This is a genomic window from Oscillatoria salina IIICB1 (assembly GCF_020144665.1).
GTDB lineage: Bacteria > Cyanobacteriota > Cyanobacteriia > Cyanobacteriales > SIO1D9 > IIICB1.
This window is the reverse complement of the sequence record NZ_JAAHBQ010000163.1, coordinates 134,187-160,399: the sequence shown is the minus strand read 5'-3', so window position 1 is coordinate 160,399 and position 26,213 is coordinate 134,187. Positions and strand designations below refer to the sequence as shown.

Sequence of the window (26,213 nt, the reverse complement as noted above, 5' to 3'; positions counted from 1 at the left end):
CTCGATTAGAGAGCTAAACAGGATTGAAGGATGTCGGCTAAGTCTTGGACATAAGGGCGAGTTAGCATAGTAATATGATTGCCAGGAACGCTGTGTACTGAGACAACTTCCCTCGTCAAACAATTCCACCCCAAAGCAGGTTGATTAAAGCTCTCAGCATAGATTCCCCTCGTATCGGAAGCTACAACCTCAGCAGCTTGTAGTAAAGTAATTTTTCCCGGATAAATCTGGGGAACGTAGTCGAGGAGTGCTTGATGAGATGCTTTTTGAACCTGTAAAATCCGGCGAATCATTGGCTCTCCTGCGTCTGGAGGTAGCAGCTCTGCTTCTCTCAACTTGTTGCAAAAGTCCTTAATTTGAGCTTCTGGAGTCTTTTGTTGTAAGTCTGCGTAAGTTAAAGATAAAGTTTTGCCAAAAAACCGCTCTAACACCTGCGCTCTGCGAACTAACCACAGAGCATCATCAATGGGTTCTGGCACTTTTCGCCCAATTGGGGCAGGGGTATCCAGGATTGCTAATAAAGCAACCACCTCTCCTTGGGCAAAAAGCTGCTGTGCCATTTCAAAAGCGACCAATCCGCCGAAGGAATGTCCCGCCAAGTAATAAGGACTGCACGGCTGTACCGACCGTATCGCTTTTAGGTAGTAGGTGGCTAGATCGGGAATCGAAGTGTAAGGTTGCTGGTGTTCTGCCAAACCGGGGGCTTGCAAGCCATAGAAGGGTCGCTCCGGTGCGAGCTGGCGAGCTAACTCCTCATAGCCAAAAACCGAGCCACCGATAGGATGAACGCAGAACAAAGGGGGTTTAGACCCTTGGGTTTGAAGATTGACTAGGGGCGACCAAGTTTGGGAGCCAGAAGTAGAACGCACTTTAGTGGCAAGATGTTCAACAGTTCCTGCCTCGAAGAGTAGGGAAAGAGGCAGTTCTACGCCGAAATGTTGCTCAATTAAAGCCATCAACTGCACAGCCAGGAGAGAATGTCCTCCGAGGTCAAAAAAGTTATCGGTAACGCCAATCGAGGCAAGATTAAGCACCTTTTCCCAAATTGCTATCAGTTCTCTTTCCAGGGAATCACGAGCAGGAATCTTTTTAGGGAGCCCTAATTCAGGCATAGGCAGAGCCTGGCGATCGATTTTGCCATTGGCAGTTAAAGGCAGTGTGTCAAGGACGATCGCGGCGGCGGGAATCATATAGTTGGGTAAGCGTTGCTTGAGAAAGTCTTTTAGGGTTTGGCACTCTAGAGTCTGACCCGCTTTAGGAACTGCATAAACTACTAAGCGCGAATCGGGTTGGCTTTTTTGGCAGAGGGCAACTGCGCTCAGAACATCAGGGTGCTGATTGAGTGTGGCTTCAATTTCTTCCAGTTCCACCCGGAAGCCGCGAATTTTCACCTGAGTATCCAGGCGACCGAGAAATTCCAGGCTACCGTCAGGTTGGTAGCGGGCTAAGTCTCCTGTCCGATAAAGGCGACCCTGACTAGTCGGGTCAAAGGGATTAGGGATAAATCGCTCCTGAGTTAAGTCGGGACGGTTTTGATAGCCTCGGGCTACACCCACACCACCGATATACAGCTCACCCGGAATGCCGATGGGGACGGGTTGGAGAGCGCAGTCGAGAAGATAAACCTGGACATTGGCAATCGGGCGACCTATGGGGACGCGATCGCCCCTAGGGTTACACTCAGCCAAGGTAGCGCAGACTGTGGCTTCTGTCGGTCCATAGGCGTTGAATAAACGGCGACCTGATGCCCAGGAAGCGATCGCGCGCGCAGCAGGGGTTTCTCCAGCCAGGATCAGGGTTTGGAGGGCAGGGAGGTCTACAACCGGAAGGGTGGCGAGGACTGAGGGTGGTAGGGTAACTGTGCTAATTGCCCAATCCCGCAGTTGGTTCGTTAAGGCTTTGCCGACCAAGGGCAAGGGGGAAACTGACAAACAGAGAGTAGCTCCGGCTAGCAAAGTCATGGCAATTTCACTGACTGAGGCATCGAAGTTAAGCGAGGCAAACTGGAGTACGCGACTGCTAGGTTCGATCCCAAATGCCTGAATTTGAGCTAAGGCGAGATTGACCAATCCCCGGTGTTCGACTAGCACTCCTTTCGGCTTGCCTGTAGACCCAGAGGTGTAGATGATATAGGCGAGATTATCGATGGTAACAGAGCTTTCCGGGTTGTCCTGGCTTGCTCGGGCAATGCGATCGCGATCGCGCTCTAGATCGATGTGCTGGGGGGTGGTAAGAATTGAGTCTAGAGGGAAGTGAGTACCTTGGCTGATTAAGACAGAAATTTGGGCATCGTCCAGGATCAAAGCCAAGCGCTCCTGAGGATAGCTGGGATCGAGAGGAACGTAAGCCCCACCTGCTTTGAGGATGGCGAACAAGGCAATAATAGCTTCTGGCGATCGCGATAAGTACAGACCCACTCGCACTTCTGGTTTGACGCCGAAATCCTGCAAGTAGTGAGCCAGTTGATTGGCTTTCTGGTTTAATTCCCCATAGGTAAGCTGCACCCCCTCAGACAAAAGGGCAATGGATGCGGGCGTTTGTGCCACTTGATGCTGGAATTGCTGGTGCAAGCAAAGGGTTTGGGGATAGGGAGTCTGGGTTTGGTTCCACTGTTGAAGTAGTTGTTGGCGTTCCTGAGTTGCGAGCAAGGGTAAGCGATCGAGGCGCTGTTCGGGGTTCCTCACCATACCCACGAGCAGGGTTTGGTAATGACCAAGCATTCGTTCAATCGTGCTGACATCAAATAAGTCAGTGGCATACTCGACCCAGCCAGTTAGCCCCGTTTCTTCCTCCCGCAGTGAGAGAGTTAAATCTAGCTTTGCCGTACCACTATCAACGTTGATGGGATTCAGGCTCAGTCCTTCTAGGGTCAGATCGGGTCGGCGATCGCCATAGAAGGCAAAGCCAACTTGAAATAGGGGCGAGTGACTCAAAACCCGCTCTGGCTGTAATTCTTCGACCAATTTCTCAAAGGGCAATTCCTGATGAGCGTAGGCTTCTAGGGCGACTTCTCGCACCTGTTCTAAGGCAGCTAAAACCGTGCAGTCTCCTGAGAGGTGCGAACGCAATACCAGGGTATTGACAAAGCAGCCAATTAATGATTCGACTTCTGGCCCAGGACGACCCGCGATCGCGGTTCCGACTCGCAAGTCTTCCTGAGAAGTATACCGATAAATCAGGATTTTCCAAGCGGTCAGCAGAATCATAAATAACGTTGCTCCCTGCTGTTGGCTGAGTTGTCTCAGTTGCGCTGTCAGGGTGTTGTCAATCTGGAATGGTTGTCGAGCGCCTTTAAAGGTGGGGATAGGGGGACGGGGGCGATCTGCGGGCAGGGTTAACGGCGGTAAGTCTCCTTCTAGTTTCTGTTTCCAGTAGGCTAGCGCCTTGTCTAGGTTAGCCTCGCTAAGTTGCTGTCGCTGCCAACAAGCAAAATCAGCGTACTGCATCTTCAGGGGCGCTAGGGGAGAAGGGTTTCCCTGGGAAAAGGCTGAATAAAGGGCAGTTAATTCCTGAATCAGGATTCCCATCGACCAGGCATCAAAGATAATATGGTGAATCGTCAGCAAGAGGATATAGTGGCGATCGCTTAATTGCACTAAGCTGGCTCTTAGTAAAGGTGCGGTGGCGAGATCGAATGGCTCGTTGGCGGCGGCGGTTAGCTGTTGAACCTGGGCTTGCTGCTGTTCGTTTCGCAATGTCGTCAGATCGAGCGGCTCCAGGGTTAAGCTTAAATGGGGAACAATAATTTGAGTTGGGCTTCCAGCAACAGTTTGGAACTTGGTGCGACAAATTTCGTGGCGCTGAATAATTTCGTTGAGGCTCTTTTCTAGGGCGGTAATATTGAGATGACCCCGAATTTGAACCGCCATCGGCATATTATAGGCGCTAGAGTCGGGCAGGAGGCGATCGAGAAACCACAAGCGCTGCTGAGCAAAGGATAAGGGTAGGTTTCTGGGTCGGTAAATCCTGGGAAAGGGCTGTTTTGAGGGAGTTTGGGTGGCTTGAAGGGTTTGAATGGTTTGAGCGAGTACGCCTAGGCTTGGAGACTCAAACAAGACTCGTAAGGGCAGTTGAATCTGGAAGCTACGCTCAATGCGGGAGACTAACTGAGTTGCCAACAGGGAATGACCGCCTAGTGCAAAGAAGTTGTCTTCTACCCCTACTTGCGCTACTTTTAATACTTCTTGCCAAAGCTGGGCTAGCTGAGCTTCTAAGGGGGTTTTCGGTGGAGTGAAAGCACGAGTCCTTTGGGCTGGGGTAGGTTCGCACAGCGATCGCCGATCGATTTTGCCACTGATGGTTCTCGGCAAGGCTTCCACGATCGCGAAAGCTGAGGGAACTAAGGATTCTGGTAGTCTGGCTAATAAAAATTCTCTTAATTGAGCGGAATCTAAAGTTTTGTTGAGGACAACATAGGCGCAGAGATATTTATTGCCGTAGCGATCGTCCCAAGCCACAACCACACCTTCTTTGACCGCCGGATGCAGTTGCAGGGCGTTCTCAATTTCTCCTAACTCAACCCGAACGCCGCGAATTTTAACCTGCCGATCTTTGCGCCCCACATAGTCAAAGTTACCATCTTCTAAAATTCTGGCTAAATCTCCAGTTTTATAAATTATATCGTTTGATTTATTACTAAAAGGATTGGCAATAAAAACCTCTTGTGTTAGTTGCGGTTGCTGATAGTAACCTAAAGTCCGATAGGGAGTCCGAATATAAATTTCGCCGACGATTCCAGGAGGACAAACTTTCCCGTTGGCATCAACCACTAAAGCCGCCGCGCCTTCCATTGGTTTACCAATGGGAATGGTTTTTCGTGTTTCATCAGAGGACTTAACCAGGTAAAAAAACTTGGTCATAGTTGTCTCTGAGGGTCCATAAAGGTTGATTAACTGCACGCGATCGCCGTAAACTGACCGCCAGCGACGAATGTCTGCTCCCAGTAATACTTCTCCTGATAGCAAAATATAGTTCAAGGCGCTAAACTGTGTTGGTTTGAGGTCTTGGGCTAGCAACGAACGTAAGAGGGAAGGAACGCAATGAATTAGGTTAATTTTTTGCCGCTCGAGCCAATCAACTAATTTTCTGGCATCTACAATCGTTTCCCAGCTATCGGGAATACAAATCGTTCCTCCCGAACAAAGCGGCACAAAAATATCCCTTAAAAAGGCATCAAAAGCCGGAGAAATGAGTTGACTGACGCGCACATTCTTGGGCAGCTTTAACAGATTAATTTCCCAATGGATAAACTGCGCGATTGCCTTTAAACGACCCGCAATCATTTTGGGTTTTCCGGTGGAACCTGATGTTAAGTATAAATAACATAAATCGTCGGGTTCTGAGCGGTCTTTAGGTTTGCCGATATTCCAGTATTGCTCATAGTCTTTGCTTAAAGTTAAATCGAGTTGCGGTGGATTTTCCCAGTCACCTAAAACAATTAGTTTAGTGCAATCTAACCCCAAGTTAGCGAGTTTTTCCCCTTGTTTGGCATCGATGATTAACCAATGAGGAGAAATGTCTTGAATCAACGTTTCTAGTCGTTTTCTGGGTATATTGGTTGATAAAGGAACAAAAGCACATCCCGCTTTTAATGCTGCAATAACGGCGATAATAACTTCAAGGGAATCCTCGGACAAAATAGCAATTCGGGCTGCTTTTGGTGTTTGCTGTGACTGGAGAAAATTGGCGAGATTATTGGTACGCTGTTCGAGTTCGCCATAAGTAACTGTTTGAGTAAGGCTTGCGATCGCAATTTGCTGGCTAAATGTTGCGGCTGTCTGACTAAACCATTCTTGAATTTTAAGGTTTTTCATCTTACCCTGAATTTAAACATTTAAAGAGTGCTGGCATTGAAAGCGGTTAATCTACTACTCGCATCTTTGGTTAATTATTATGGGAAATTATCCCCAGCTTGTCGCGATCGTTCGTCAGCCCCATCAGCCAATTTTTTCTCAATAACCAGAGTAAATCCCCTCAGCTTTCCCTCGGTCGATTTAAATTGCTGCAACGTTCGGATGCGCTCTATTTTACTGACTAAATTAATCGTTTCTGTTGCTAATAGCAAACCCGTAGTTCGCTCTGAAACACTAATAATAATTAGGTTATCGCCCTGTTCTTCAGCGAGCATCACAAAACGATCGTAAGGCGAATCGGGACTTTCTAGTAATAGCGTTCCCTGTTTAACCGCCGTTCCCTCAAAATGCAGAATCTCCTGTCGTCCATCTGAATAGCTATTTTCATTGGTTTGTACCCAGCGATTATCAATGATTCGTTGCTTTAATAAACTTGTAAAACGATAAAGTTCTCGTCCATTCGGATCTAAAGCGATCCATTTTCCTTGCCAATCGCCAATACATTGAGGAAAAACCTGGAAATTTTCGATCTGAATCATGGAGGTAGTTTTATTCTCTTTCTCTAGCGTAATTATCTGCCATCCCTACTAAAACCTTTCTCTGTCCCTTGTAAGGATTGCGTCCGTGAGCAACTTGCATATTATCTAACATTAAAATATCGCCAGACTGCCAGGGAAAAACGATCCTTTCTTGTTGATAAACAGAGCGGATTTCATCGAGGAATGAGGATTCAATGGGGCTTCCATCTCCATAATAAGCATTGCGAGGCAGTTTAGTTTCTCCATATTCGGCTAAAAAGAATCGCTGTACTTCTGGTACTAAATTAGAAATATGAAACAAATGTGCCTGATTAAACCAAACCTTTTCTTTGGTTTTTGGATGGGTAGCAACGCCTTGACAAATCTGCTGAGTTCTGAGACGATTACCAGGTTTCCACTCAAAGGTAATTCCGGCACGATCGCAATACTTTTCCACTGCTAAAGGATCGTTGGTTTGAAAAACTGTTTGCCAACTTAAATCAAGTCCCTCTCCGTAATTGCGAACATACATGACTTTTTTTTCCTCGAATTTTTCAACAATTTTCGGGTTAAGACGTTGGAGAACTTTTCGACTGTCAGCAATCGGAGTTTCTCCTCCGTTTTCAGCAGCTTGAACGCAAAAAAAACAAATTTTTAGGGGCCAATTGTGGCAGTAAGCCATTTCATTATGTAGTGGAATAACTTGATGAGCTGGATATTCCGTTGATGTTTGAATTTTTCCGAAAACAGGAGAACGGGGTGTAGAACGATAGGTATAGTCTAAAAGTGTCTCCGATACCGATTGGATAAACTGCTCAAATTCGGCTACTCCTTTGACCTGAAAACCTCGAAAGAGGATTCCTCCATGCTGGCACAAATTTTCTTCAATAAAAGAATGATTTTCCCGCGCCCAGTCTATTAAATTTAATTTGCCTACGGTTCCTTTAATCACTAGAGGCAGTTTCTTATCTGCGTCAAAATATTGAGGATTAATTAACCGATATTCAGACAAATTAATAGCTTTACGTTTCACACCTTTTATTTTTTTAGATCCAGGTTGATTTGAGTTTATTTTATCCATTAATAATCTCTAATTTCAGTTAACGATGACTAATTTTAAACAGTGTTTTAACCTTTTCATGAGCTACTTCAGGTAAGTAAGGCATGGCGCAAGTTGTTCGCCGACGCGCTACTAAAAAACCGCAGCCAAATAAATACTTCCAACGCGGAAACTCTTCAACCAAATTAGCTATGTCAAGGATTACAAGTTGTCTAAATATTTCTTTGGTAACGCTTCTCTTTTGATTGGTTAATCGATCCCAAATATAGTCGCCATTGCAGCGATAATAAAATTTGCGCCGAGAAACCCAGTATAAGTAAACAATAATTTCGGCTTCTCTGCCAATTTCTTGCTGAATTTTTTCACGCTCGCTAAAGTCAAGAATGCGTTTTTTGCCTGTTCCTTCTGTGCCATAAAAAGAATGAAAATACCCTGCCAGACATAGATTTAGATCGCAGTCCCACTCCTGCAAAATTTGACCCGTTCCGATCGGATGGTCGAAAAGTGTTCGTGTCGAGTGAGAAATGCTTTGAGTTTGGTATTTTTTTAGAGTGGCGATCGCCTCTTTCATGATCCTTCTCTTCCCTGAATCGGTTTACGAGTGACTCGTTTTAATTTCTGGCGCTTAGTGGCTTCCAGGGCTTGTTCGTTCTGGCGTTGTTTACGTTGGTCTAATTCCTGCCAATGTTGCTCGATTGCTGTTAAGGTAATCGCTGGATTTTCTACCACCGTCCGCAGCAAAAATTCGTAGCGATCGCTCCAATCTTGAATCGTTTCCGGTTTAAATAAGTCAGTATTGTACGTGCAGGTTAATCGTAGTTGTTCTCCTGTAGTCGTTAAATTCCAGGTTAAATCCCGCTTTGTTGCTCCCGAAAAATGATCGACTGCTTTAACATTTAATTGCGAAAATCTCAACCCTTCCCCGAATTTATCCCAATTAAATAAAACAGAAATTAGCGGGGGACGACTGGGATCGCGCTTGAGATTCAACTCATCGAGTAGCTCGCTCAAGGGATAATTCTGATGTTCGTAAGCTGATAAGGCTGTCTTTTGGAGGCGATTGAGATAATCGACAAACGTTTCTCCAGCAATCTGACAGCGCAGAGGTAGCACATTGACACAGTAGCCGACCAAATTTTTCCATCCTAACGCCAATTGTCCCGCCGCCGAAATTCCTACGGCAAATTCTGTTTGACCCGAAAGATGATGTAAAAGAAGATTAAAACAGGCTAGTAGTACCATAAATAAAGTACATCCCTGCTGTTGGCTGAACCCTTGCAATTGACGACAGCAGGATAGCTCAATTAAGCGATTTTCTTGACGTCCTGAATAGGTTTGAACTGTCGGTCGTGGAAAATCTGTTGGTAGAGACAACAGGGGAACCGAATCAGCATATTCTGCCAGCCAATAGGCTTTGTCTTCCGCCAAACGATCGCGCTGATTAAACTGAGCTTTCAAATAGTCGCTAAAGGGAACGGGGGTTTCGAGTTGGGGGGAAACCTGCTGACAATATGCTGAATATAACTCGCCTAACTCTCGTAAAATAACATCAATTGACCAGCCATCGATAGCGAGATGATGTACGGTGAGAACTAGCCAGTGGTAGTTTTCTCTTAGCTGCAAAATTTGAACCCGCAACAAAGGTTCCTGGCTGAGATTAAACGGCTGACGCACCTGTTGTTGCACCCATTCAGCCGCCTTTTCCCTAGCTTCGGAAACTTCAATTAAAGGCAAGTTCAGGGTTAAAGTCGGTAAAATTTCCTGCGCTTCTCCTCCTTCACTAATGCGGATTCGCAGCGCTTCGTGACGATGAACGAGTTGCTGTAGAGCTTGCTGCAAAGCGGCGACTTGCAAGGTACCCCGCAGTTCTAGACGGATCGATTCATTGTAAGCAATCGATCCTTGCTTTTGTAGCTGTGCGAGTACCCAAAGTTGCTGTTGTGCTTTAGTTAAGGGGAATTGGCGTGGAGAACAAGCGATCGTGACTGATTGTTGGGGAAATGGTATCCCTGCATCTTCAGGAAGAACGCAGATATCTCTGAAGCCAGTTTCCCACAAGAGGGTTCGCCACTGGGAAGCCGGAAGTAAGGGATAAGAGGGGCGCACATCGGTGTCGGTAAACTTCCACCAGCCTTCCGTTAGCCCGAAGATTAAATCGAGCCAGCGCTGACGCATCGTTCCCTCAACGATCGCCAGCAAGCCTCCTGGAACCAGTAACTGGCGAATGTGCTTTAACCCTTGGCGCAAATTTTCCGTGGCGTGCAATACGTTAGCTGCCACGATAATATCGTACTGATGCGGGCTAATGTTTTGGCTACTGGGGTCTCGTTCAATGTCTAGGGTACAATACTCGACGAAGGGATAGTCGCGAAACCTTTGCTGGGCTTTGGCGAGGAATAGTGGGGAAACGTCGCTAAACGTATACTCGACGCGATCGCCGTTGAGGGATGGAAGTAGATAAGATGTGGTTCCGCCTGTGCCAGCACCTACTTCTAGGATACGGAGCGGACGGTTCGCTGAGGCAACGGCTAAACTCACCACTTTTGCGACTAAGGTATTTAGCATTCGCGCCACTGGCGATCTTTGATATAAGTTTGTTGCTGCTGTTAAATCGCCCTGGGGAAATAATAGCTGTAGAGGATGACAGTCTCCTCGCAAAACTGACGCCAGTTCTGCCCCGCAGCGATTCAACAAGCTTAGTTCTGCCTCTAGCTGCGGAAATTCAGAGCGTACCGTCTTGGCTAATGTCTGCGGAGCTGAAATTTCCGGAACCTGCAATAATTCCCAGCCCGATTGAGTTTGCCGCAGTATCCCCTCTTCTGCCAAGATCTCCAGTAAGCGATCGCACAATCGATAGTGGGATGGAACCACTCCTAATTGTTTCGCCAAGGCTGGGGTGGAGAAGGTTTTTTCTTCAAACTGCCAGCCCATTTTGCCGAACGCTTGTACCACCCAAGCCAAACTCAATTTTTCCAGGTGGTGGAAGGCATTGGGATAGGTTTCCAGTTCCGGTGGTACCGTCAAAGGAGCAAGGCGAGCGCAGATTTGGCTGGGGGCGATCGTCAGTGGAAGTGAATCCACTACCTCTCCAACTCGATCGCCAAAAAAGCCGCCGTCTCGAAGTTCTTCAACACTAGCTTTAACTGCTGCGATCAGAAATTCAAGATCCTCATCCGTATGAGCTACAGACAGAAAGCCATTGCGTCCTTCCCAAAGATAAACCCCTTTTTCCAACAGATGATAGTAGAGCAAATCGATGTTTTCGCTGGAGGAGAAGCGAAACAAAGAGCCAAAATGCACTAACTCTATGGGGATCTGTTGGCCGGTAAAATAGGCGTTGAGTCGCTGAGCTAATCGGGCGGTGCGATCGTTTAATTCTTGCTGCAAGCTAGGTCCGCGCTGTTTGAGGGCTAGAAGTACGGCTCGCGCTGCCGCCATTCCCAGATGATTTTTATTAAAGGTTCCGGCAAAAAACGTTTTCTCTGCTTCTGGGTAGGAAGCATCCCCATAATTCCACAAACCACCATCAATGGCATTCAGGTAAGCTGCTTTCCCAGCAACTACACCAATGGGTAAGCCACCGCCGACTATCTTACCATAAGCTACAAGATCGGCTTCTACACCAAACCAGGCTTGAGCGCCACCGGGATGAATCCGGAATCCGAGCAGCACTTCATCAAAAATCAGTGCAATTCCCGCCTTACGGGTGAATTCTCGCAACTGTTTCCAGAAGGCTTGGGGCTGGATGTCGGGGCGACGACTGGGGACGGGTTCGACTAACACGGCGGCTAAGTCCTGCTCGTGTTGGTACAGGCGTTCCCAAGTGTCGGGATTGTCGTATTCCAAGACCAGAACGTCGGCGATCGCGTTCGGAGAAATTCCGGGGGCTAGGGGTACAGGGGTAGATTCTCCTGGCTGTTGCACTGCCAAGACGCCATCAAAGTGACCGTGATAAGAACCAGCAAATAGGGCAATCTTGCGCCGTCCGGTTGCCGTGCGAGCCAGTCTCAGGGCTGTCATCACCGCTTCTGTTCCTGAATTACAAAAGCAAACCCGCTCGACTCCGGTCAAATCGCTGATTAATCGGGCGACATCGGCGGCGAGATTCGACTGGGGACCAATCTGCAAACCCTGTTGTAGCTGATTTTGCATTGCCTCGGCAATACAGGGAGGATTGTGACCGAACAGCAATACGCCAAAACCCATAGTAATATCCAAATATTCATTGCCATCGATGTCCCAGAATTTAGCGCCTGCTGCCCGCTCTCCGACAATGGGATAGAGCATTTCTTTAATCGAAGGACGGAATCCGGCACAGGCACGGCTATCGGCGAGAATAGGGCGAGAGGTTGCTGCTCGTTGCTTCGATTTTCGGGTTTTGCGAGTATAGCGCTCAATTAAAGAGGCTAAATGCTGTTCCTGTCGGCGAGTCAGTTTTTGTCCTGGAGGGGACAGGCTAGGAGCGATCGCTGTGGCTTGTTTGGGGGACTGAGGGACTGTTTGGCGATCGGGGAGGCTAGGGTTTAGCCTATTTCCTGACGGGGGTGAAGGCGTTCCCTTTTGCCCTTGCAATATTGCTAGCTGCTGTGACATGACCTGCAACTGTTGTGCCATGATTCGCTCAGTAGCTGTTTCTGAGAGGGGGGCGGCTGAGGTCTCTGGGGCTGATGGGGTGGGGGATTGCTGCTCATCAATGTAGGCAGCTAGGGCATCGATCGTTTTCCACTCCGCAAATAACTGATTGAGGGCAATTTTGAGTTTATAGGTCTTTTCAATTGCCCGGATGGCATCTACCAGGACTAAAGAATCTGCGCCCATTTCTAGAAATGGTGTATCTGGGTCTACTCGGTCAAAGGGAATGTGGAGTAAGTTCCCCACTAAATTGCGTAATTGGGCGACAATTTCCCCTCGGCGCGTGGGTTCTGTCATGCGCTCGGGCTGAGTTTCTGGCAGCATTTTGGCTGGCGACGATCGCCGTTCGGAGGGTTTGCTGGCAGTTGTCGGCGATCGCTCGATCCAGTAGTGCTGTCTTTGGAAGGGATAGGTGGGCAGAGATAGTGGACGACGGGTGTAGGCACGACCGTCAGCAGTCCAGTTGACAGAGACACCTCGACGGTATAAAGAGGCTAAACTCTCCAGCAGTACCTGCCAGTCAGACTGGTCGGACATGAGAGAGGGCAAGCAGGTTGCCGTGCTGAAGCTTTGAGCGATCCTGCTTAAAATCGACTGAGAACCAATTTCCACAAACAGGTCATAGCCCTGGTTGAGTAAAGTTTGGAAGCCAGCCATAAATCGGACGGGATTTCGAGCCTGTTGACGCCAGTACTGTCCTGTCGGTTTCCAGTCCGTCGGCAGGATCTCTCCAGTTAGGTTAGAAACCAGGGGAATTCGCGGTGCTTGTGAGGCGATCGCGTTAGCCGCCTGTTCCAGTTCGTCGAGGATGGGTTCAACCCAAGGGGAGTGGAAAGCGCCAGCAACGGGCAAAACTCGGGTTTTAATGCCTTGAGCAGCTAGTGTCGCCACTACGGACTCCAGGGCTTGTCTTTCCCCAGAAATCACGGTATGGGTCGGTCCGTTCAGGGTCGCAATGGTAACGGTTTTGGTGTTGATTGGGATAGCGGCGGCTACGGTTTCTACAGAGGCAAAGACGGCTACCATTCCTCTGCCAGTCGGCAATTTTTGCATCAGACGACCCCGTTGAGCCAGGAGTTTTAATCCGGCTTCTAGGCTAAATGAGCCAGCGATACAGGCGGCGGCATACTCTCCCAGGCTGTGACCCAGGACAGCCTGGGGTTCTACCCCAAAGGATTTCCAGAGTTCAGACAATCCATAGGCGATCGCCAACAGGGCGGGTTGGGCATAAGCTGTGGTTTCTAGTAATTTTGCGTTAGTCTCTGCGGTGGGATAAAGGGCTTCTAATAGGGGTTGCTCCAGTTCGGGGCGCAAAATTTCATTACAGTGGTCGAGAATAGCGCGAAACCTCGGCTCTGTCTCGTAAAGCTGACGTCCCATGCCGATGTACGACGATCCTTGCCCGGGAAACAAAAAGGCGATCTGGGGACTCTTGCCCCGTTTCACTGTACCAGTTGCGACTCCTGGGGTTTCCTGTCCTCGATTAAATGCCTGGAGTTGCTGGTGCAACTGGTCTGTAGTTGTGGCGACGGCGGTCAATCGGTGGTTAAAGTGAGAACGCCCCGTATTGGCAGTAAAGCAGATCTCGCCTAGGGAAGCTTGGGGATGATTGGCTAAAAACGTCTCATAGCGCTGGGCTAACGCTTGTAGCGCTGGTTCGGTTTTCGCGGAGATGGCGAGCAGGTGGCAGGGGCGATCGCTGTTCTGCTCTTGGCTGGTAACAGGTGGGGCAGCTTCGACAATCAGATGACAATTGCTGCCGCCAAAGCTAAAGGCACTGACTCCAGCAATCCGCCGTCCGTTCTTGGGTTGCCAGGGCTGATAGGTTTTGGGGATGGTGAAGGGGGTTCCGGCTAGCTCTAGATAAGGATTGAGCTGCTTGACGTGCAGATGGGGAAAGATGGCTTCCTGTTGTAGCGAGAGGACGACTTTAATCAGCCCGGCAATGCCTGCTGCTGGTTCTAAATGACCGATATTGGTTTTAACTGACCCAATCGAGCAACTTTGCCCGGTTTGGCGACCTTCCCCTAAAACTGCTTGGAGCGCCCGAATTTCTACGGGGTCTCCTAATGCTGTTCCCGTACCATGAGCTTCGACATAGCTGACTTCTGCTGGGAGTACCCCTGCCTGACATAGGGCTTGACGAATGACCGCTTGTTGGGCTAAACCGTTGGGAGCCGTCAAGCCATTGCTAAGTCCATCATGGTTAACAGCAGACCCGGGAATAACGGCTAAAATGCGATCGCCGGAGGCGACGGCGTCGGACAGGCGCTTGAGTACGAGCATACCGCAGCCTTCTCCACGAACGTAACCATCTGCTCCCGCATCGAAGGTTTTGCAACGCCCATCGGGGGACATCATGCGTGCCTGAGAAAAGGTAATCGTCATGTCGGGTAGTAGCATTAAGCTCACTCCCCCTGCCAGAGCCATCTCGCACTCTCGGTTCCGCAGGTTTTGACAGGCGGTGTGGACGGCGACTAAGGACGAGGAACAGGCGGTTTCGATCGCCATTGATGGTCCGTGTAGATTCAAGAAATAGGAAACTCGATTGGCTGCCAAACTCAGGGTGAGTCCCGTGCCGTGATGGGAATCGATGCGGGACTCATCCTGGCACAAAAGACGACCATAGTCGTAGTTGCCAATGCCAATAAATACCCCCGTTTGACTATCTGCCAGAGAATCGGGGCTAATCGCGGCATCTTCTAAGGCTTCCCAACTTACTTCCAAAACCAGCCTCTGCTGAGGATCGATACGGCTGGCTTCCCGAGGAGAAATGCCAAAAAAGCTCGGATCGAATAAGCTAACTTGGGCTAAAAATCCTCCCCAACGGGTATTCATTTTTCCCGGAGTCGCGGGTTCCGGATGATAGTAGTCCTCTACTGACCAGCGATTTTGGGGAACTTCGCCGATCGCATCTATGCCATTCTTGAGTAGCTGACCAAATTCTTGGGGATTGTTCGCTCCGGGAAAGCGACAGCCGATGCCAATAATCGCAATGGGTTCCACGCCTCTCTCCTTCTTACTCTTTGTTGGCGATCGGGGCTTTTGCTGCTAAATGGGCAGATAAAGCCGCTACGGTGGGATAGTCAAACAGCAGGGGTGGGGTGAGAGTCTCTCCGAGCCAGTCACTGAGATCCCGAATTAATCCAACTCCTTCTGCTGAGGATAACCCATAACTTTGAAAAGAACTAGCCGGATCGATTTCATCGGTGGAGAGTTCTAGCAGTTCTCCTAAATAAGCCAATAGCCAGGCTTGGATATCGGTGGCGGTGCGTCTGGAAAATTTTCCTTGCCCCGATTTTAATCCTTCTGAGGGAACTGCTTTGGCGGGCAACTTCACGACAAGTTGGCTATAGCGTCCCATGGCTTCAGTTTTAGATAGTCCGCGATATTGATTCCAGGCTTGCCACTGAATATACTGGCGTGGATGTAACATCGGATTCGGTTCGGCTTCGGTGCAATCTCCCTGAATTGCTTGCTTTTCTAAGCCATAAATTTCCAGTTGCCGTTTATCTTCAGGAATCTCTACTTGACCGAAGCGTACTCGGTTCGACATCTGTTGAAATTCCACTTCGATCGGGTCTAAGTTATGCCAATCTCTGACGACGTTATGTCCGTATCGATCCTCACCTGACACTAAAATACAGTAATGCCGTGCGATATTGTGTCCGTTTTCGTCAATAAAATCTCCCTGTCGGCGATAGGGATATACTTGGGTACTGGGACGCACGTAACGACCAATAATGGCTAAACGACGGCGGTTTGAGCGATTCGGCAAAGAACTGTGCATGACCTTCTCTGTAAAGATAACTGCCTGTCCAGCTTTGACCGGAACTGCTTCCAGTTCCCAGTCCTGTTCGTCAAAGTCATAAGCGAGAGAATATTTTTGCTCGCGCTGCCAAACGGTTTTATGGGCGCTAATGCCAGCAAAAACTCCTTCTTGGGCAGGACGCGCGCCTGGGATGATGGGAAAGGTTTTGCGATGGGAACCATTGGCAAAGCGCAGACAACCGTTTTCTAGGTCAGCATCTTCTAATGCTACCCAAACGGTGAGATTGATCGGGGCTTCATCGGGGGCATAAACGAGGGTTTTTTTCTGATAGTCAATGTCACTGGAGGTATAGTATTCAATTGCTTGATGCCATTTAATTTCTCCCTGTCCGGGTAATTTACAAAATACGTTTGTATACCAGAGGAGTAAGTCTGGACCGGCAATTTGATTTAATTGCTTCACTAGCCGACAATCTTTGAACAGGTCGGCTAGCGACCGATGGAACAAGTGCTGGTCGCGAGGGGTGTCCATGTTCATGACATTGTTGTAGAATCCGAGAATTTCCTGCCCGTTGGCTTCTACAATCAGGCGACTATGGGTTTCTAAACAATGCTTGACGGCGGCAATTCGCTCGGGGGAAAAAATAGTTAGCGGACCTACCCATCCTTTTTGCTGAAACTGTTCGATCTCGGCGGGGGAAAGCATCAATTAACTCCTCGACTGGCACAACGGTTTAGTCCTCGATTCGGACTAGCTGGTTCTGACAAAACTGCTGACGGCAAGCGCGACGCTGGATTTTACCACTAGAGGTTTTCGGTAAGGTTCCGGGTTTAATCAGGGCAATTGCTTGTACCCGCAGGTCATGTTCGGCGGCTACGGTTTGACGAATCTGGGTCAAGACGTCTGCGGGATTGAGCGATCGCCGATGGTGGCGCTGAATTTCGCTAACTACTACTAATCGTTCTTCTCCGTCTTTGTCTACGGAAAAAGCGGCTACTCCTCCCGAAACTAAAGCAGGATGACAATTGGCGACGGTTAGCTCGATGTCTTGGGGATAGTGGTTGCGTCCTTGAATCAGGATTGTTTCCTTCAGGCGTCCGGTGACAAATAGTTGTCTGTCGTGAAGAAATCCTAAATCTCCCGTCCGCAAAAATGGTCCTTCTGCCGTATCTGCGAGATAGGCTTGAAAGGTCTCAGTCGTGGCAGCAGGATTATTCCAGTAGCCGCGAACCACTGTTGCCCCGGAAACCCAAATTTCGCCGATCGCGTCTGGGGGACATTGCCTCAAGGTTTGAGGATCGACGATGCGAATCTGGGTGTCAATTTCGCTCCTGCCACAGCCGACTAAGGTTTGCACGGGGCGATCGGCTTGGGGTGGCTTAATCTGATTTTGTTTCAGGGCTTCTGAGTCAACGGCATAAAAGTGGGGGGGGTCTTCTTGGGGGACGGCGGCTACTTTCAATGTGGCTTCTGCCAAGCCGTAGCCGGGACAAAAAGCACTTAGGTCAAAGCCACAAGGGGCAAAGGTTTGGGCAAATTCTTTCAAGACGCTAGCGCGAACGGGTTCGGCACCGTTTAATGCCATGCGCCAGGTGGTCAAATTTAGACGGGATCTCTCTTCAGGCTTTATTTTACGCACGCAGAGGTCGTAAGCAAAGTTTGGGGCAGCGCTATGGGTGGCTTGGTACTGGGAAATTACCTGTAACCAGCGACTCGGACGCAACAGGAAGGACATGGGAGACATGAGGTAGGCGGAACAGCCTTTGTAGAGGGGTTCAATCACGCCGTAGATGAGTCCGAGATCGTGAAATGTGGGCAGCCAACTGACGATGATGCTGTCTGGGTCGTGTTTCCAGCCGCGATCCAAGTCTTCGCAGTTAATCAGCAGGTTGGCGTGAGTTACTATCGCTCCTTTTGGGGTTCCGGTGGAGCCAGAAGTATACTGAAGTAGCGCCAGGCTCTGGGGATTTAATATTGGTGGCTGCCACTGTTGCCGCTCTTCTGGAGCGATCGCGTCGGTTTCTAGCCAGGGTAAGGTGGCTAACTCAGGTAATTGGCTACGCCAGCGTTCGTGATGGGTAGATAAGCTCTTCGTTGTTAGCACAAAGCGCGGATTTGCATCAGTGGCGATCGCTTTAATCCGGCTCAGGGATTGATTGGCTTTTGGGGGACACCCCGGAACTGCTACTACACCAGCGTACAAGCACCCGAAGAAAGCCGCGATGAAGTCTAGCCCTGGCGGATATAGCAGCAGGGCGCGATCGCCAATTTCTCCTAAGCTTTGGAGTTGGCTGGCGATCGCTTGAGCCTGCTGGTCTAGCTGTTTGTAATTGAGACTATCTGCTTCGATACCTTCTTCCCGCACAAAGGTGTAAACTCTCTTTTCGGGCTGTGCTGCTGCCCTTTGTCTTAACCTATCGACTAACGTCTCCCCTGGCAATTGCATTCACCTCTGTTAGATTAGCTCCAGTAAAATACTTTTTCTCGCTGGCGGGAGAAGGCAACAAACCCACCAATGGTGATGCGACGGCGCTTGCCTTTTACCGCCGAGACGCGATGCAAAATTCGTCCACCATCAAAAATCACCAGAGAACCTGGTTTTGGGCTGATGGTCATTTGCGAATATTCTTCCATTACCTCTGCAAGCGGTCTACCGTTAATCGTTCCATTGCACCCCCGACCGCCGTTTTCTCTATCTGTCCACTCGGTTTCGTGCCATTGAATGTCGTAGAGAACCAACTCGCCTCCTGCTTCAGGATCGCTCAGCACTACGAAGTAGGCAAGATGATCGCTGAGTTCAATTTTGTTGATTAATTCTCTGTAGCCTGGAGTGCAGTGCAAAAACTGGTTCTCGAAATGCCAACCCATGAATTGATCGGTTTCTAAGACTCGGATACTGGCTGGCGTATATTCAGAACCATCGGCGGCTTTTGGTAATTCAACTACCCGTCCGCCTGAGAGGGTCGATAGCACCTCACTCATACGCCTCTCGAAGTCCCTGCCACCACTAAAGAGTTGGCGACAAAAATGGCGAAATTCCACTGCTTCCTGGCAATATTTTCCCGTGTCTTCGCTCGAAACGTAGAGTGCGGGTCCGTAAATCAGAATGTCTCCAAAGGGCGACCCTTCCAATGGTCCTTTCCGGTTTAACTGGCTAACGACCTTACCTATCTCGGTTGGATTCAGGATATTTTCGATAATCAAGCCATCAATTTGGCGATCGCAAATATCCTGTATCCCGTTTGGATACACCTGAGCTACTTCCTCGGCATTGACTGTAGCAAAATTATAAAGCGATTTAACGACAGGCGACTGAATCATTATGGTTTAGTATATGTTGATCGAGTTGGTAGTGAACTACCCACACTTTTAATAAAAAGGTACCAATTTTTCGGCTTTTTTTGTTTTTCATTAGGCAGAACAATTCAGAAAGCTTCCGTGCATCTTTTCTTCTGAGAATTATTTTCTTAAACCACCGAGCAAGATAACTTTAGTCGATCGATTCGATCCTGAGAAAAAGTTAGTTGCTGTCTTCACTTAGACCCAAACTTTAACAACTCACAGCAGATCAGACGTACGGAAAACCAGTGAATTAATCCAGTGAATTAATCAAGAGCTTAACTGCCTACTGCTGTTCCGATGTGGCAAGTCGAATTGCAGAAAGAATCCATCATTGCTGCTGTCATCGGATCGCTTTCATACTTATTCTTCAGGTCTTCCATATATGCTTTTACGTCAGCTTCGCTGACATCAAAGCCTTCGCTTTTAGCTGCTGTAGCCAGTTGTTTAGCTACTGCATTGACTTTGGCTTCACCACTGAGGCTGCGATCGAAGTTACCTATTGTCCCCGTCAATGGGTGTTTTGATGCTTTTTTATCTTCTGCTTTGGTAACTTTTTGAATGAAATCTACGAACCCTTGTTTAGACACTTGTTTTTCCTTTCTACTAGACGTTAATATTTCCTTAACTTTGTTGTCAATTTTTTTATCGACTTGGCTTGATTTTATGACTTATCTATTTGCTTGTCAAATTTAATCAATTATTTATCTTTATCAATACCTAATTTATGTATAATTTAGTGCTATTATTTTTTAATAACTATGAGACTAATTTGTTTTTTGACAATATCAATCTATAGCTATCAAGCTTTATAGAGTACTAATAGCTATTAGTATCAATTAGGACAAATCAGCTTACCCCAGAGAACTAGAAATGTTTTACAAAAGCTTACACAGACAAAAGCTTCTGTGTGACTACTTGCTGCTATGATTCAATTTGAGACTATAGCAGATCCTCAGAGCGTGAGGTATAGCCAAATGTATAGGGGCAAAGCTTGCGCCCAGACATTATTCCTCATCCTGAAGAGAAACACTATAATGCCGCAAATAACAATAAATAAAGATGGTAAATTTAACAGAAAAATGGGTAAAGATTGAGGTTAGCGATTTAGCTAACTACCCTGATGGTATTAATCAAATTTATCGGGGAGAAATTGATGGCATACACATCAAGCAGGTTTTTACTCAGGCAGAAATGTTTCTAGTTAAACAAAATTTAGATCGTAAAAAAGAGGAATTATCGCAACTGTGTAGCCAACAGCGCTATGGGGACTTAATTGGAGCAGTTTTGACTGCTAATGGTAGCGATACAACCTCATACTTTCAAGATGCAGCTAGACTAAGAAATGAGTTAACTGCTATTTTCAATCCTGATTACGAATCTACCATTACAGCTATTTTTAAAGAACTTTCAGGCGGACGCCAGGTTGAAGTTGCTCATAAAAATGATAACGCTTATTCTCCCGCTCAAATTCGATTTACCTATCCCGATCGCGGCGGAATTGGCTTGCATAAAGGTAACGAATTTATTAACTTACCAGGGTTTGAACAATTACATGAAATCGTTAAACTGAAGAACTGCCTGAGTTATTATTTAGTCATCGACAAACCCGAACAAGGTGGAGAACTAATTCTCTACGATGACTTGCCAAAGGAGTTGACAATTCCCAAAGAAAAGCTAGACCTAGAAAAATGTCAGCAAAGGCGTTACGATCCAGAAGTTGGCGATTTAATTATTTTTCATGGCGCTTGTATTTGGCACGCAGTTTCTGAAGTCAAAGGTAGCAAGATTCGCTATAGCATTGGAGGATTTGTCGGCTTATCCCAAGACGAAGAAAAAATTCACTATTGGGCTTAAAAAACTACCAATTTGAGCAATTAAATTTAGGTGAGTAAGCAGGAAGATTAAAATGCTTAAAGTCCCAGAAAAGTGGATTATAATTAAGGGTGAATCAATAAACAAATACTCAGATGTCATCAGTCAAACTTACCAAGGTGAACTAGAAGGTATAGTTGTCACTGGCGTATTTTCTCAAGCAGAAATGCTCGCTCTTAAAACAAAATTAGCTACCAAAAAAACAGGATTCTATCCCACGCCCTATGGAGAAACCTGGGGAAAAATTTTAGTCGCTCAGGGTAACGATAAATCCGATTATTTCGCAGCAGCAGAGAAATTCAGAGCCGAGCTAAAGGAAATTTTTCCCACGGATTTTGAAGCAACTATTAAGTCGATAGTCCGTCAACTTTCCGGAAATAAGGCAGTCGAATTGCCGGGGGAACAGGGTAGGGCTTACACGCCAGCAACAATTCGATTTGCTTATCCCAATCACGGCGGAATTCCTATTCATATCGGCAACGAATTTTTACACGATTCAGCGTATAATTACTTAAAAGAGATTGCCCAATTAGTCGATGGACTTAGTTACTTTGTTGTCGTCAATAAAGCAGAAGCCGGAGGAGAACTTATTCTTTACGATCTACCAGCAGAGCGACTAAAAAAGTCAGAAACAGATCGTGAAAAAATTAGAGAAGCGAAACAAAGCATAGATAAATTTCCGCGAAAAATTATCGTTCCTGAGATTGGCGATCTGGTTATTTTTCAAGGGGGCAGCATTCTTCATTGTATTGCTGATATATTAGGTAATGAAACGAGAATCACCATTGGCGGATCTTTAGCACTTTCCCGGGATCGCGAAAAGGTTTATTACTGGAGTTAGGGGATCGAGCGAGACAAGCTTATTTCAGCAAAGATGATTTTTAATATATAAAGTCATGCCCAGTGTTTGACTATGAGGAGACATTATTTTCCACTGGGGAGAAAATTCCCAGTGGCTTAATAAACTATCAATTTCTTCGGGAGATGGAGAATTTTCATACCGTTTTTCAAAATCAGTTTCGAGAAAGATGTAATCAAGTTGTTTGATGGCATTTTTTCCTCCATTTAAAGCCAATAGTTCGGCACCTTGAATGTTCATCCAGAGAAAATTAAAGTCTTCTAATTGCCATTTATTAGGCAAATTTTGCAGCAAATCATCTAAGGTTTTGACAGGTATTTTTCCAGCAGATTTAGGTTGATTGTTTTTTCCCCGATCGGCTAAGGAATCCAAGAAAACCTTGGTAGGTTTTAGAGTAGAGGAAAGAGCGGTATCTGACAATTCAAATAGTTCAGATATTCCTTTTTTATCTCCGATCGCACAGGGAATTGCTACGACTTGACAATCAACAGAACAATTAAAAAAAACCTGGATTTCATTAAGACAAGTATTAAGTTGCTTGGCGAACTTTTCCAATTGATGAAAAACTTGGGGGTGCGGTTCTACTAAAAGAATTTTGGTAAAGCCAGTCAAGACGTACATTAATAATTCTTCTCCTAGATGTCCTCCTAAGTGAATAACCCCTTTTGATTCAATTTTATACTGTTCGAGCAACTGACGAAATAAGAGAATTTTCATTAAATTGAATCGATCGAAACTAGGATGAAAAGAAAAAGACTTCAATTCCTCAAAGGCACCAATCATTTTCGTCGGTATTCTGTTAAAAAAATCTGATTTCATATCGATCCTTTTTTTCGGGAAAATTCAGGAAAAAACAGCAGAAACATCATGCTATCGGAGCAAAGTACAGTCTTATTCCCACAATAAGACTGAGGGTAAAATTTCGGGATAGGCTAAGCGCAGTAACTCGTAACCAATACCAGCAGTTCCTTGAAAAAAACCAGGATTAAAAGTAGTTTGGGGTAGATTGCCAAACAGTTGATAGCCTCCAGTGTGGCGCGATCGCCAAATTCTGTTGTTGGCTTGTAGTAACGCTGTTTCGACCAACTCAGGACGAGAAAGTTTTTGCCCTGCCACGAGCAGCAGTTCTAAACGACCAAAATTGCCACAGCAGAGATGATCTACTCCTCTCAATCCATAGTTTAGTGTAGTTTGTAAAGACACTTCTATATCCTGATAAATCGCCTCAGACGCTTCTATAGCTAAACCGCCTAGTCTTCCTAAGCCGATGCCTGTGGCGCCGTGACACCACATTACGGCAAAGTGAGGCGGTTTGGTCGCTATCCGCAAATCTGGCCAATTCTGGGCGCTAGGAGTAAATAAATGAGTTTCGTAAGCTATTCCCTCGCGTGCAGCAGCCAGATAAGCCGAAATTCCCGTTTTTGCGTACAAGCGCAATAAAGCATAGGCTATTCCTGCTGCTCCGTGGGAAAAGCCCGTTAGCGGGATATCAGCAAGAGTTCTCCAGGCTTTGGGTTGGTTATCCTGGCTAATCTGTTCCTCACCCAGATGCTTTCCACAAAGAATCGCTTTTTCTAGCACAGCCGTATCCCCAGTTTGGTTGGAGAGCGCCAGTAAGCCCAAAATCGCCCCCGCACAGCCACCAATAATGTCTAACTGGCGATCGCGTTTAATCCGTTCTGGGGTCAGGAAACTGGCTGCCCTAGCGGCGGCTTCCAGCCAAAAATCCGCTTCCAGGAACTGACTCAATTTCACAAAAGTATAGATGATGGAGCCGAGTCCAGTGGCGCCACCAATACCGATCTGCCGTAGCCATTGTTCAGTCATAGCGCGATCGCGCGAGTAAAGTCGCTGGTGCAGAGGAGCCAGTGTGGCTGAAATCAAGTTTTGGTAAGATTTTCCGCTTACTCTTTCTAGTGCGGCGAGAAACAGGGCGATGCCACAGCGACCATCATAAAGGCTATCTCCTAGGGGTTGAAATTGAAACTGTTCGGCCGTGGCAACATAGCTCAATCCCATCCAGCTTACTGTTCCCAGTTCATCCCGGAGCGCTCTCACCTGAATCTCCTCAGCCAGAGTTTGGGCGCTAGCGATTAAATCTGTTGCTGCGAGGGGAAGCAACTCCGAGTCAGTAGCAATCGAGGAAAAGACAGGATTAGGCGATCGCCTGACTTCGGTTTGGGCGATGCGAGCAGAAAAACTGCCGCGAATCACCGCCACCTGCCAAGCCAAATCCTGCTGATTCAGGTAGTGGAGGCGATGGCAAAACTGACTGTAGCTCGATTGTTTGAGATAGCCCGATAGGGGTTGAGCCACGCCCACCGTCAGCACATCGCTGCTGGAGAGCGTGCCAAAGTAGGGAATGTCCATTTGCTCCATTGCCGCTAGTTCGGCAGACAACAGTTCCCAAGCTGGAGGCTTGTCTGCGGCGTTAAGAAAGGTTTGGGCTAAAATATCTAATTCAATACTGCGATCGGCACCATCCCGAAGATATTCAGGAGCGAGAGTCCTTTCCAACAGGGTTTCATACAGTTGAGTCGCCCGAAAAATAAACCGTACCGACTGCGATCGCAACTGAGTCTGAAGTTCTTGGGCATCCTGTAAGGCTTGCCGTTTGGCACAGAAAAAGCGATACATTTGCTCAAATCCCGCCACGATCTCTTCTAGATAGTCGTTGGGCGAGAGAGCTACACCATTGCAAATTGGGACATTGTTTTGTTGGGGTAATCGCTCATTTTCCTTAGTGAGATACATTTCATCCGTATTGACGAACTGCCATCGCGGTCGTTTCCCAGGGAAGGGTTGGGCGCTGACACTACCTAAACCACTGAGATCGTAGGCAATGCGGCGGTCTGAACTAAATTCCCAGCGCGGTAGCAGTCCGGTACGCTGCACCGAGTCCCAAAACAGACGGCTATCCCTAGTTTCTAGCAGGGCTTGGGGCGAGCCAGCGATCGCCTGGGCTTGGGGGTGCATCAGGGTTTCCACATCTACCAGGAGCGGATGTTCGCCGTGAGCGATTAGGTTTTCGTAGTGGCAATCATTACCGCCGAGTAGATAGAGAACGCACAACAACATCCCTGCTCTCTGGTAGAAACGCTGGGCGGCGTCAGGATCGGCACAAGGTAAAGGTTCTACATAATCCAGTACCCAGCCATAAGCACCGCGATCCCAAGATTTAAGCACCTTAAACGGCAAAGGAGCATCATGCTGATTGCACCAGTGCAGAAACTGGTTGTAAGCGACTTCTAAGCCTAAATTCTTGGGTTTGTAAACTAGCGTTTGACCTGAGTCAAAGGATAAAATCCAGACGCAACGACCGCGATTGTGGAGGTCAGAACGGGAACTTTTCAGATAGCTCACCTGTCCTAGGGTGCTGCCTAAGATTTGTTCGAGTTCTCGGCGATCGCTTTGGAGACGGGCGAGCAGCTCAGCAGTGGCTTCTGCCCAAAATTCTATGGTCATTGCCACAAGTCGTCCCAAAACTGGATAGTTCTCAAAAAGAGCCAGCCCGCCATCTTGCCTGAGTGCGTTCAGAAAAGCATGATAATATTGCTGGCTCTTTGGGGTTGCCGCCAACGTTTCCAGTAAATTGAGCTGTTCCAGCAACAGGTTAAAACCGTTGTAGGCACAAGGGCGAAACTGGGAAAATTCCTCGTATAAGGTTCTGGCACTGAGGAAAGTGAGCCGTTCCCACAAAATTCGCTCTAAACTCTGATAAGCTGTTACCGTTAGGAGCGTGAAGGGAAATTCCTCTGAGGATAGGTGAGGAATGGCTAAGTGATTGGCTAGATTTTGCCGTCCGACGATAATCGCGGGTAGCCAAAACTCGGCAAAGGGAAGGGGATGCTCTGTGTTTCTGGGCAGGGGAATGTTTAGTTCGGCGGCGGTATCTGGGTCAAATTGAGCGATAGTCAAGATTACCCGACTTAAGGTTTCCGTCCAAGGAGGTAAAGAAGTGATTGGGTTATTTCCCTTTGGCGCTACCAGCCGATGTTTCACGTCCTCGCTATCTAATCCGTCCCATTGCAGACGCTTATGCCACTTTTCCCAGTTCCCTTCAGCCGTCACTTGACACCAACGGGTGAGGCGTTCTGCAATAAACTGCTGTTCGGTTTCTGATTCTCGTCGAGGCGATCGCTCTCGGCAGCGTTCTGATAAAGAACTTGCCTTAGCTGCAATCTCAGCTAATTTGGCGGTGGTAACATTCATTAACTCGGACTTAACAAATAGCTGTAAGTTAACACAAATTTAGTCTCCCTGTTAAGTTATTTTTAGCTTAAACTAGCGAGAAGCCCCACGTCGA

Annotated in this window: 13 protein-coding genes; 2 read left to right on the top strand and 11 right to left on the bottom strand. The window is 47.5% G+C overall.

Annotated features, from left to right (window positions below):
* Positions 1-5 precede the first annotated feature (5 nt).
* The 9 genes from G3T18_RS25280 to G3T18_RS25240 form a co-directional block, all read right to left on the bottom strand.
* A complete protein-coding gene (locus tag G3T18_RS25280; protein ID WP_224413361.1) occupies positions 6-5,813 on the bottom strand; it encodes a non-ribosomal peptide synthetase in 5,808 nt (1,935 codons plus the stop codon).
* Positions 5,814-5,890: 77 nt separating this feature from the next.
* The gene (locus G3T18_RS25275; RefSeq protein WP_224413360.1) at positions 5,891-6,391 is read right to left on the bottom strand and encodes a DUF3598 family protein; all 501 of its coding nucleotides are present in this window, start codon (positions 6,389-6,391) and stop codon (positions 5,891-5,893) included.
* A 10-nt stretch (positions 6,392-6,401) separates the two neighbouring features.
* Positions 6,402-7,403 (bottom strand): TauD/TfdA family dioxygenase, encoded by a 1,002-nt coding sequence (locus G3T18_RS25270; protein WP_224413359.1) that lies wholly within the window; start codon positions 7,401-7,403, stop codon positions 6,402-6,404.
* A gap of 67 nt (positions 7,404-7,470) precedes the next feature.
* On the bottom strand, positions 7,471-8,001 hold the full coding sequence (locus tag G3T18_RS25265; RefSeq protein ID WP_224413358.1) for a DUF6817 domain-containing protein: 531 nt from the start codon (positions 7,999-8,001) through the stop codon (positions 7,471-7,473).
* Positions 7,998-15,068, bottom strand: a complete 7,071-nt coding sequence (locus tag G3T18_RS25815; protein ID WP_224413357.1) for a type I polyketide synthase — start codon at positions 15,066-15,068, stop codon at positions 7,998-8,000. The genes G3T18_RS25265 and G3T18_RS25815 overlap by 4 nt, the downstream gene beginning before the upstream one ends.
* A 13-nt stretch (positions 15,069-15,081) precedes the next feature.
* On the bottom strand, positions 15,082-16,539 hold the full coding sequence (locus G3T18_RS25255; protein ID WP_224413356.1) for an acyl-CoA-binding protein: 1,458 nt from the start codon (positions 16,537-16,539) through the stop codon (positions 15,082-15,084).
* A 28-nt stretch (positions 16,540-16,567) separates the two neighbouring features.
* The gene (locus tag G3T18_RS25250; protein ID WP_224413355.1) at positions 16,568-18,280 is read right to left on the bottom strand and encodes a fatty acyl-AMP ligase; all 1,713 of its coding nucleotides are present in this window, start codon (positions 18,278-18,280) and stop codon (positions 16,568-16,570) included.
* A gap of 14 nt (positions 18,281-18,294) precedes the next feature.
* Positions 18,295-19,155: a 2OG-Fe(II)-dependent halogenase WelO5 family protein gene (locus tag G3T18_RS25245; protein WP_224413354.1), complete on the bottom strand. Its 861-nt coding sequence runs from the start codon at positions 19,153-19,155 to the stop codon at positions 18,295-18,297.
* A 296-nt stretch (positions 19,156-19,451) separates the two neighbouring features.
* Positions 19,452-19,763, bottom strand: a complete 312-nt coding sequence (locus G3T18_RS25240) for a hypothetical protein (protein WP_224413353.1) — start codon at positions 19,761-19,763, stop codon at positions 19,452-19,454.
* A 472-nt stretch (positions 19,764-20,235) separates the two neighbouring features.
* Here G3T18_RS25240 and G3T18_RS25235 point away from each other — a divergent pair, with 472 nt between their 5' ends.
* The gene (locus G3T18_RS25235; RefSeq protein ID WP_224413352.1) at positions 20,236-21,030 is read left to right on the top strand and encodes a 2OG-Fe(II) oxygenase; all 795 of its coding nucleotides are present in this window, start codon (positions 20,236-20,238) and stop codon (positions 21,028-21,030) included.
* Between the two features lie 52 nt (positions 21,031-21,082).
* On the top strand, positions 21,083-21,889 hold the full coding sequence (locus G3T18_RS25230) for a 2OG-Fe(II)-dependent halogenase WelO5 family protein (RefSeq protein WP_224413351.1): 807 nt from the start codon (positions 21,083-21,085) through the stop codon (positions 21,887-21,889).
* A gap of 24 nt (positions 21,890-21,913) precedes the next feature.
* Here the strand turns inward: G3T18_RS25230 and G3T18_RS25225 are convergent, their stop codons facing one another.
* Positions 21,914-22,726 carry an FkbM family methyltransferase gene (locus tag G3T18_RS25225; protein ID WP_224413350.1) on the bottom strand — a complete coding sequence of 271 codons (813 nt, stop codon included), beginning with the start codon at positions 22,724-22,726 and terminating at the stop codon, positions 21,914-21,916.
* A gap of 72 nt (positions 22,727-22,798) precedes the next feature.
* Complete coding sequence (locus G3T18_RS25220) at positions 22,799-26,119, bottom strand: type 2 lanthipeptide synthetase LanM family protein (RefSeq protein ID WP_224413349.1); 3,321 nt, start codon at positions 26,117-26,119, stop codon at positions 22,799-22,801.
* Positions 26,120-26,213 lie beyond the last annotated feature (94 nt).

Bases quoted from the DNA above. Each gene is read 5' to 3' on its own strand.
- G3T18_RS25265 (WP_224413358.1), bottom strand. From the start codon at position 8,001: ATGAAAGAGGCGATCGCCACTCTAAAAAAATACCAAACTCAAAGCATT.
- G3T18_RS25220 (WP_224413349.1), bottom strand. From the start codon at position 26,119: ATGAATGTTACCACCGCCAAATTAGCTGAGATTGCAGCTAAGGCAAGT.
- G3T18_RS25280 (WP_224413361.1), bottom strand. From the start codon at position 5,813: ATGAAAAACCTTAAAATTCAAGAATGGTTTAGTCAGACAGCCGCAACA.
- G3T18_RS25275 (WP_224413360.1), bottom strand. From the start codon at position 6,391: ATGATTCAGATCGAAAATTTCCAGGTTTTTCCTCAATGTATTGGCGAT.
- G3T18_RS25235 (WP_224413352.1), top strand. From the start codon at position 20,236: ATGGTAAATTTAACAGAAAAATGGGTAAAGATTGAGGTTAGCGATTTA.
- G3T18_RS25250 (WP_224413355.1), bottom strand. From the start codon at position 18,280: ATGCAATTGCCAGGGGAGACGTTAGTCGATAGGTTAAGACAAAGGGCA.
- G3T18_RS25230 (WP_224413351.1), top strand. From the start codon at position 21,083: ATGCTTAAAGTCCCAGAAAAGTGGATTATAATTAAGGGTGAATCAATA.
- G3T18_RS25245 (WP_224413354.1), bottom strand. From the start codon at position 19,155: ATGATTCAGTCGCCTGTCGTTAAATCGCTTTATAATTTTGCTACAGTC.
- G3T18_RS25255 (WP_224413356.1), bottom strand. From the start codon at position 16,539: ATGCTTTCCCCCGCCGAGATCGAACAGTTTCAGCAAAAAGGATGGGTA.
- G3T18_RS25225 (WP_224413350.1), bottom strand. From the start codon at position 22,726: ATGAAATCAGATTTTTTTAACAGAATACCGACGAAAATGATTGGTGCC.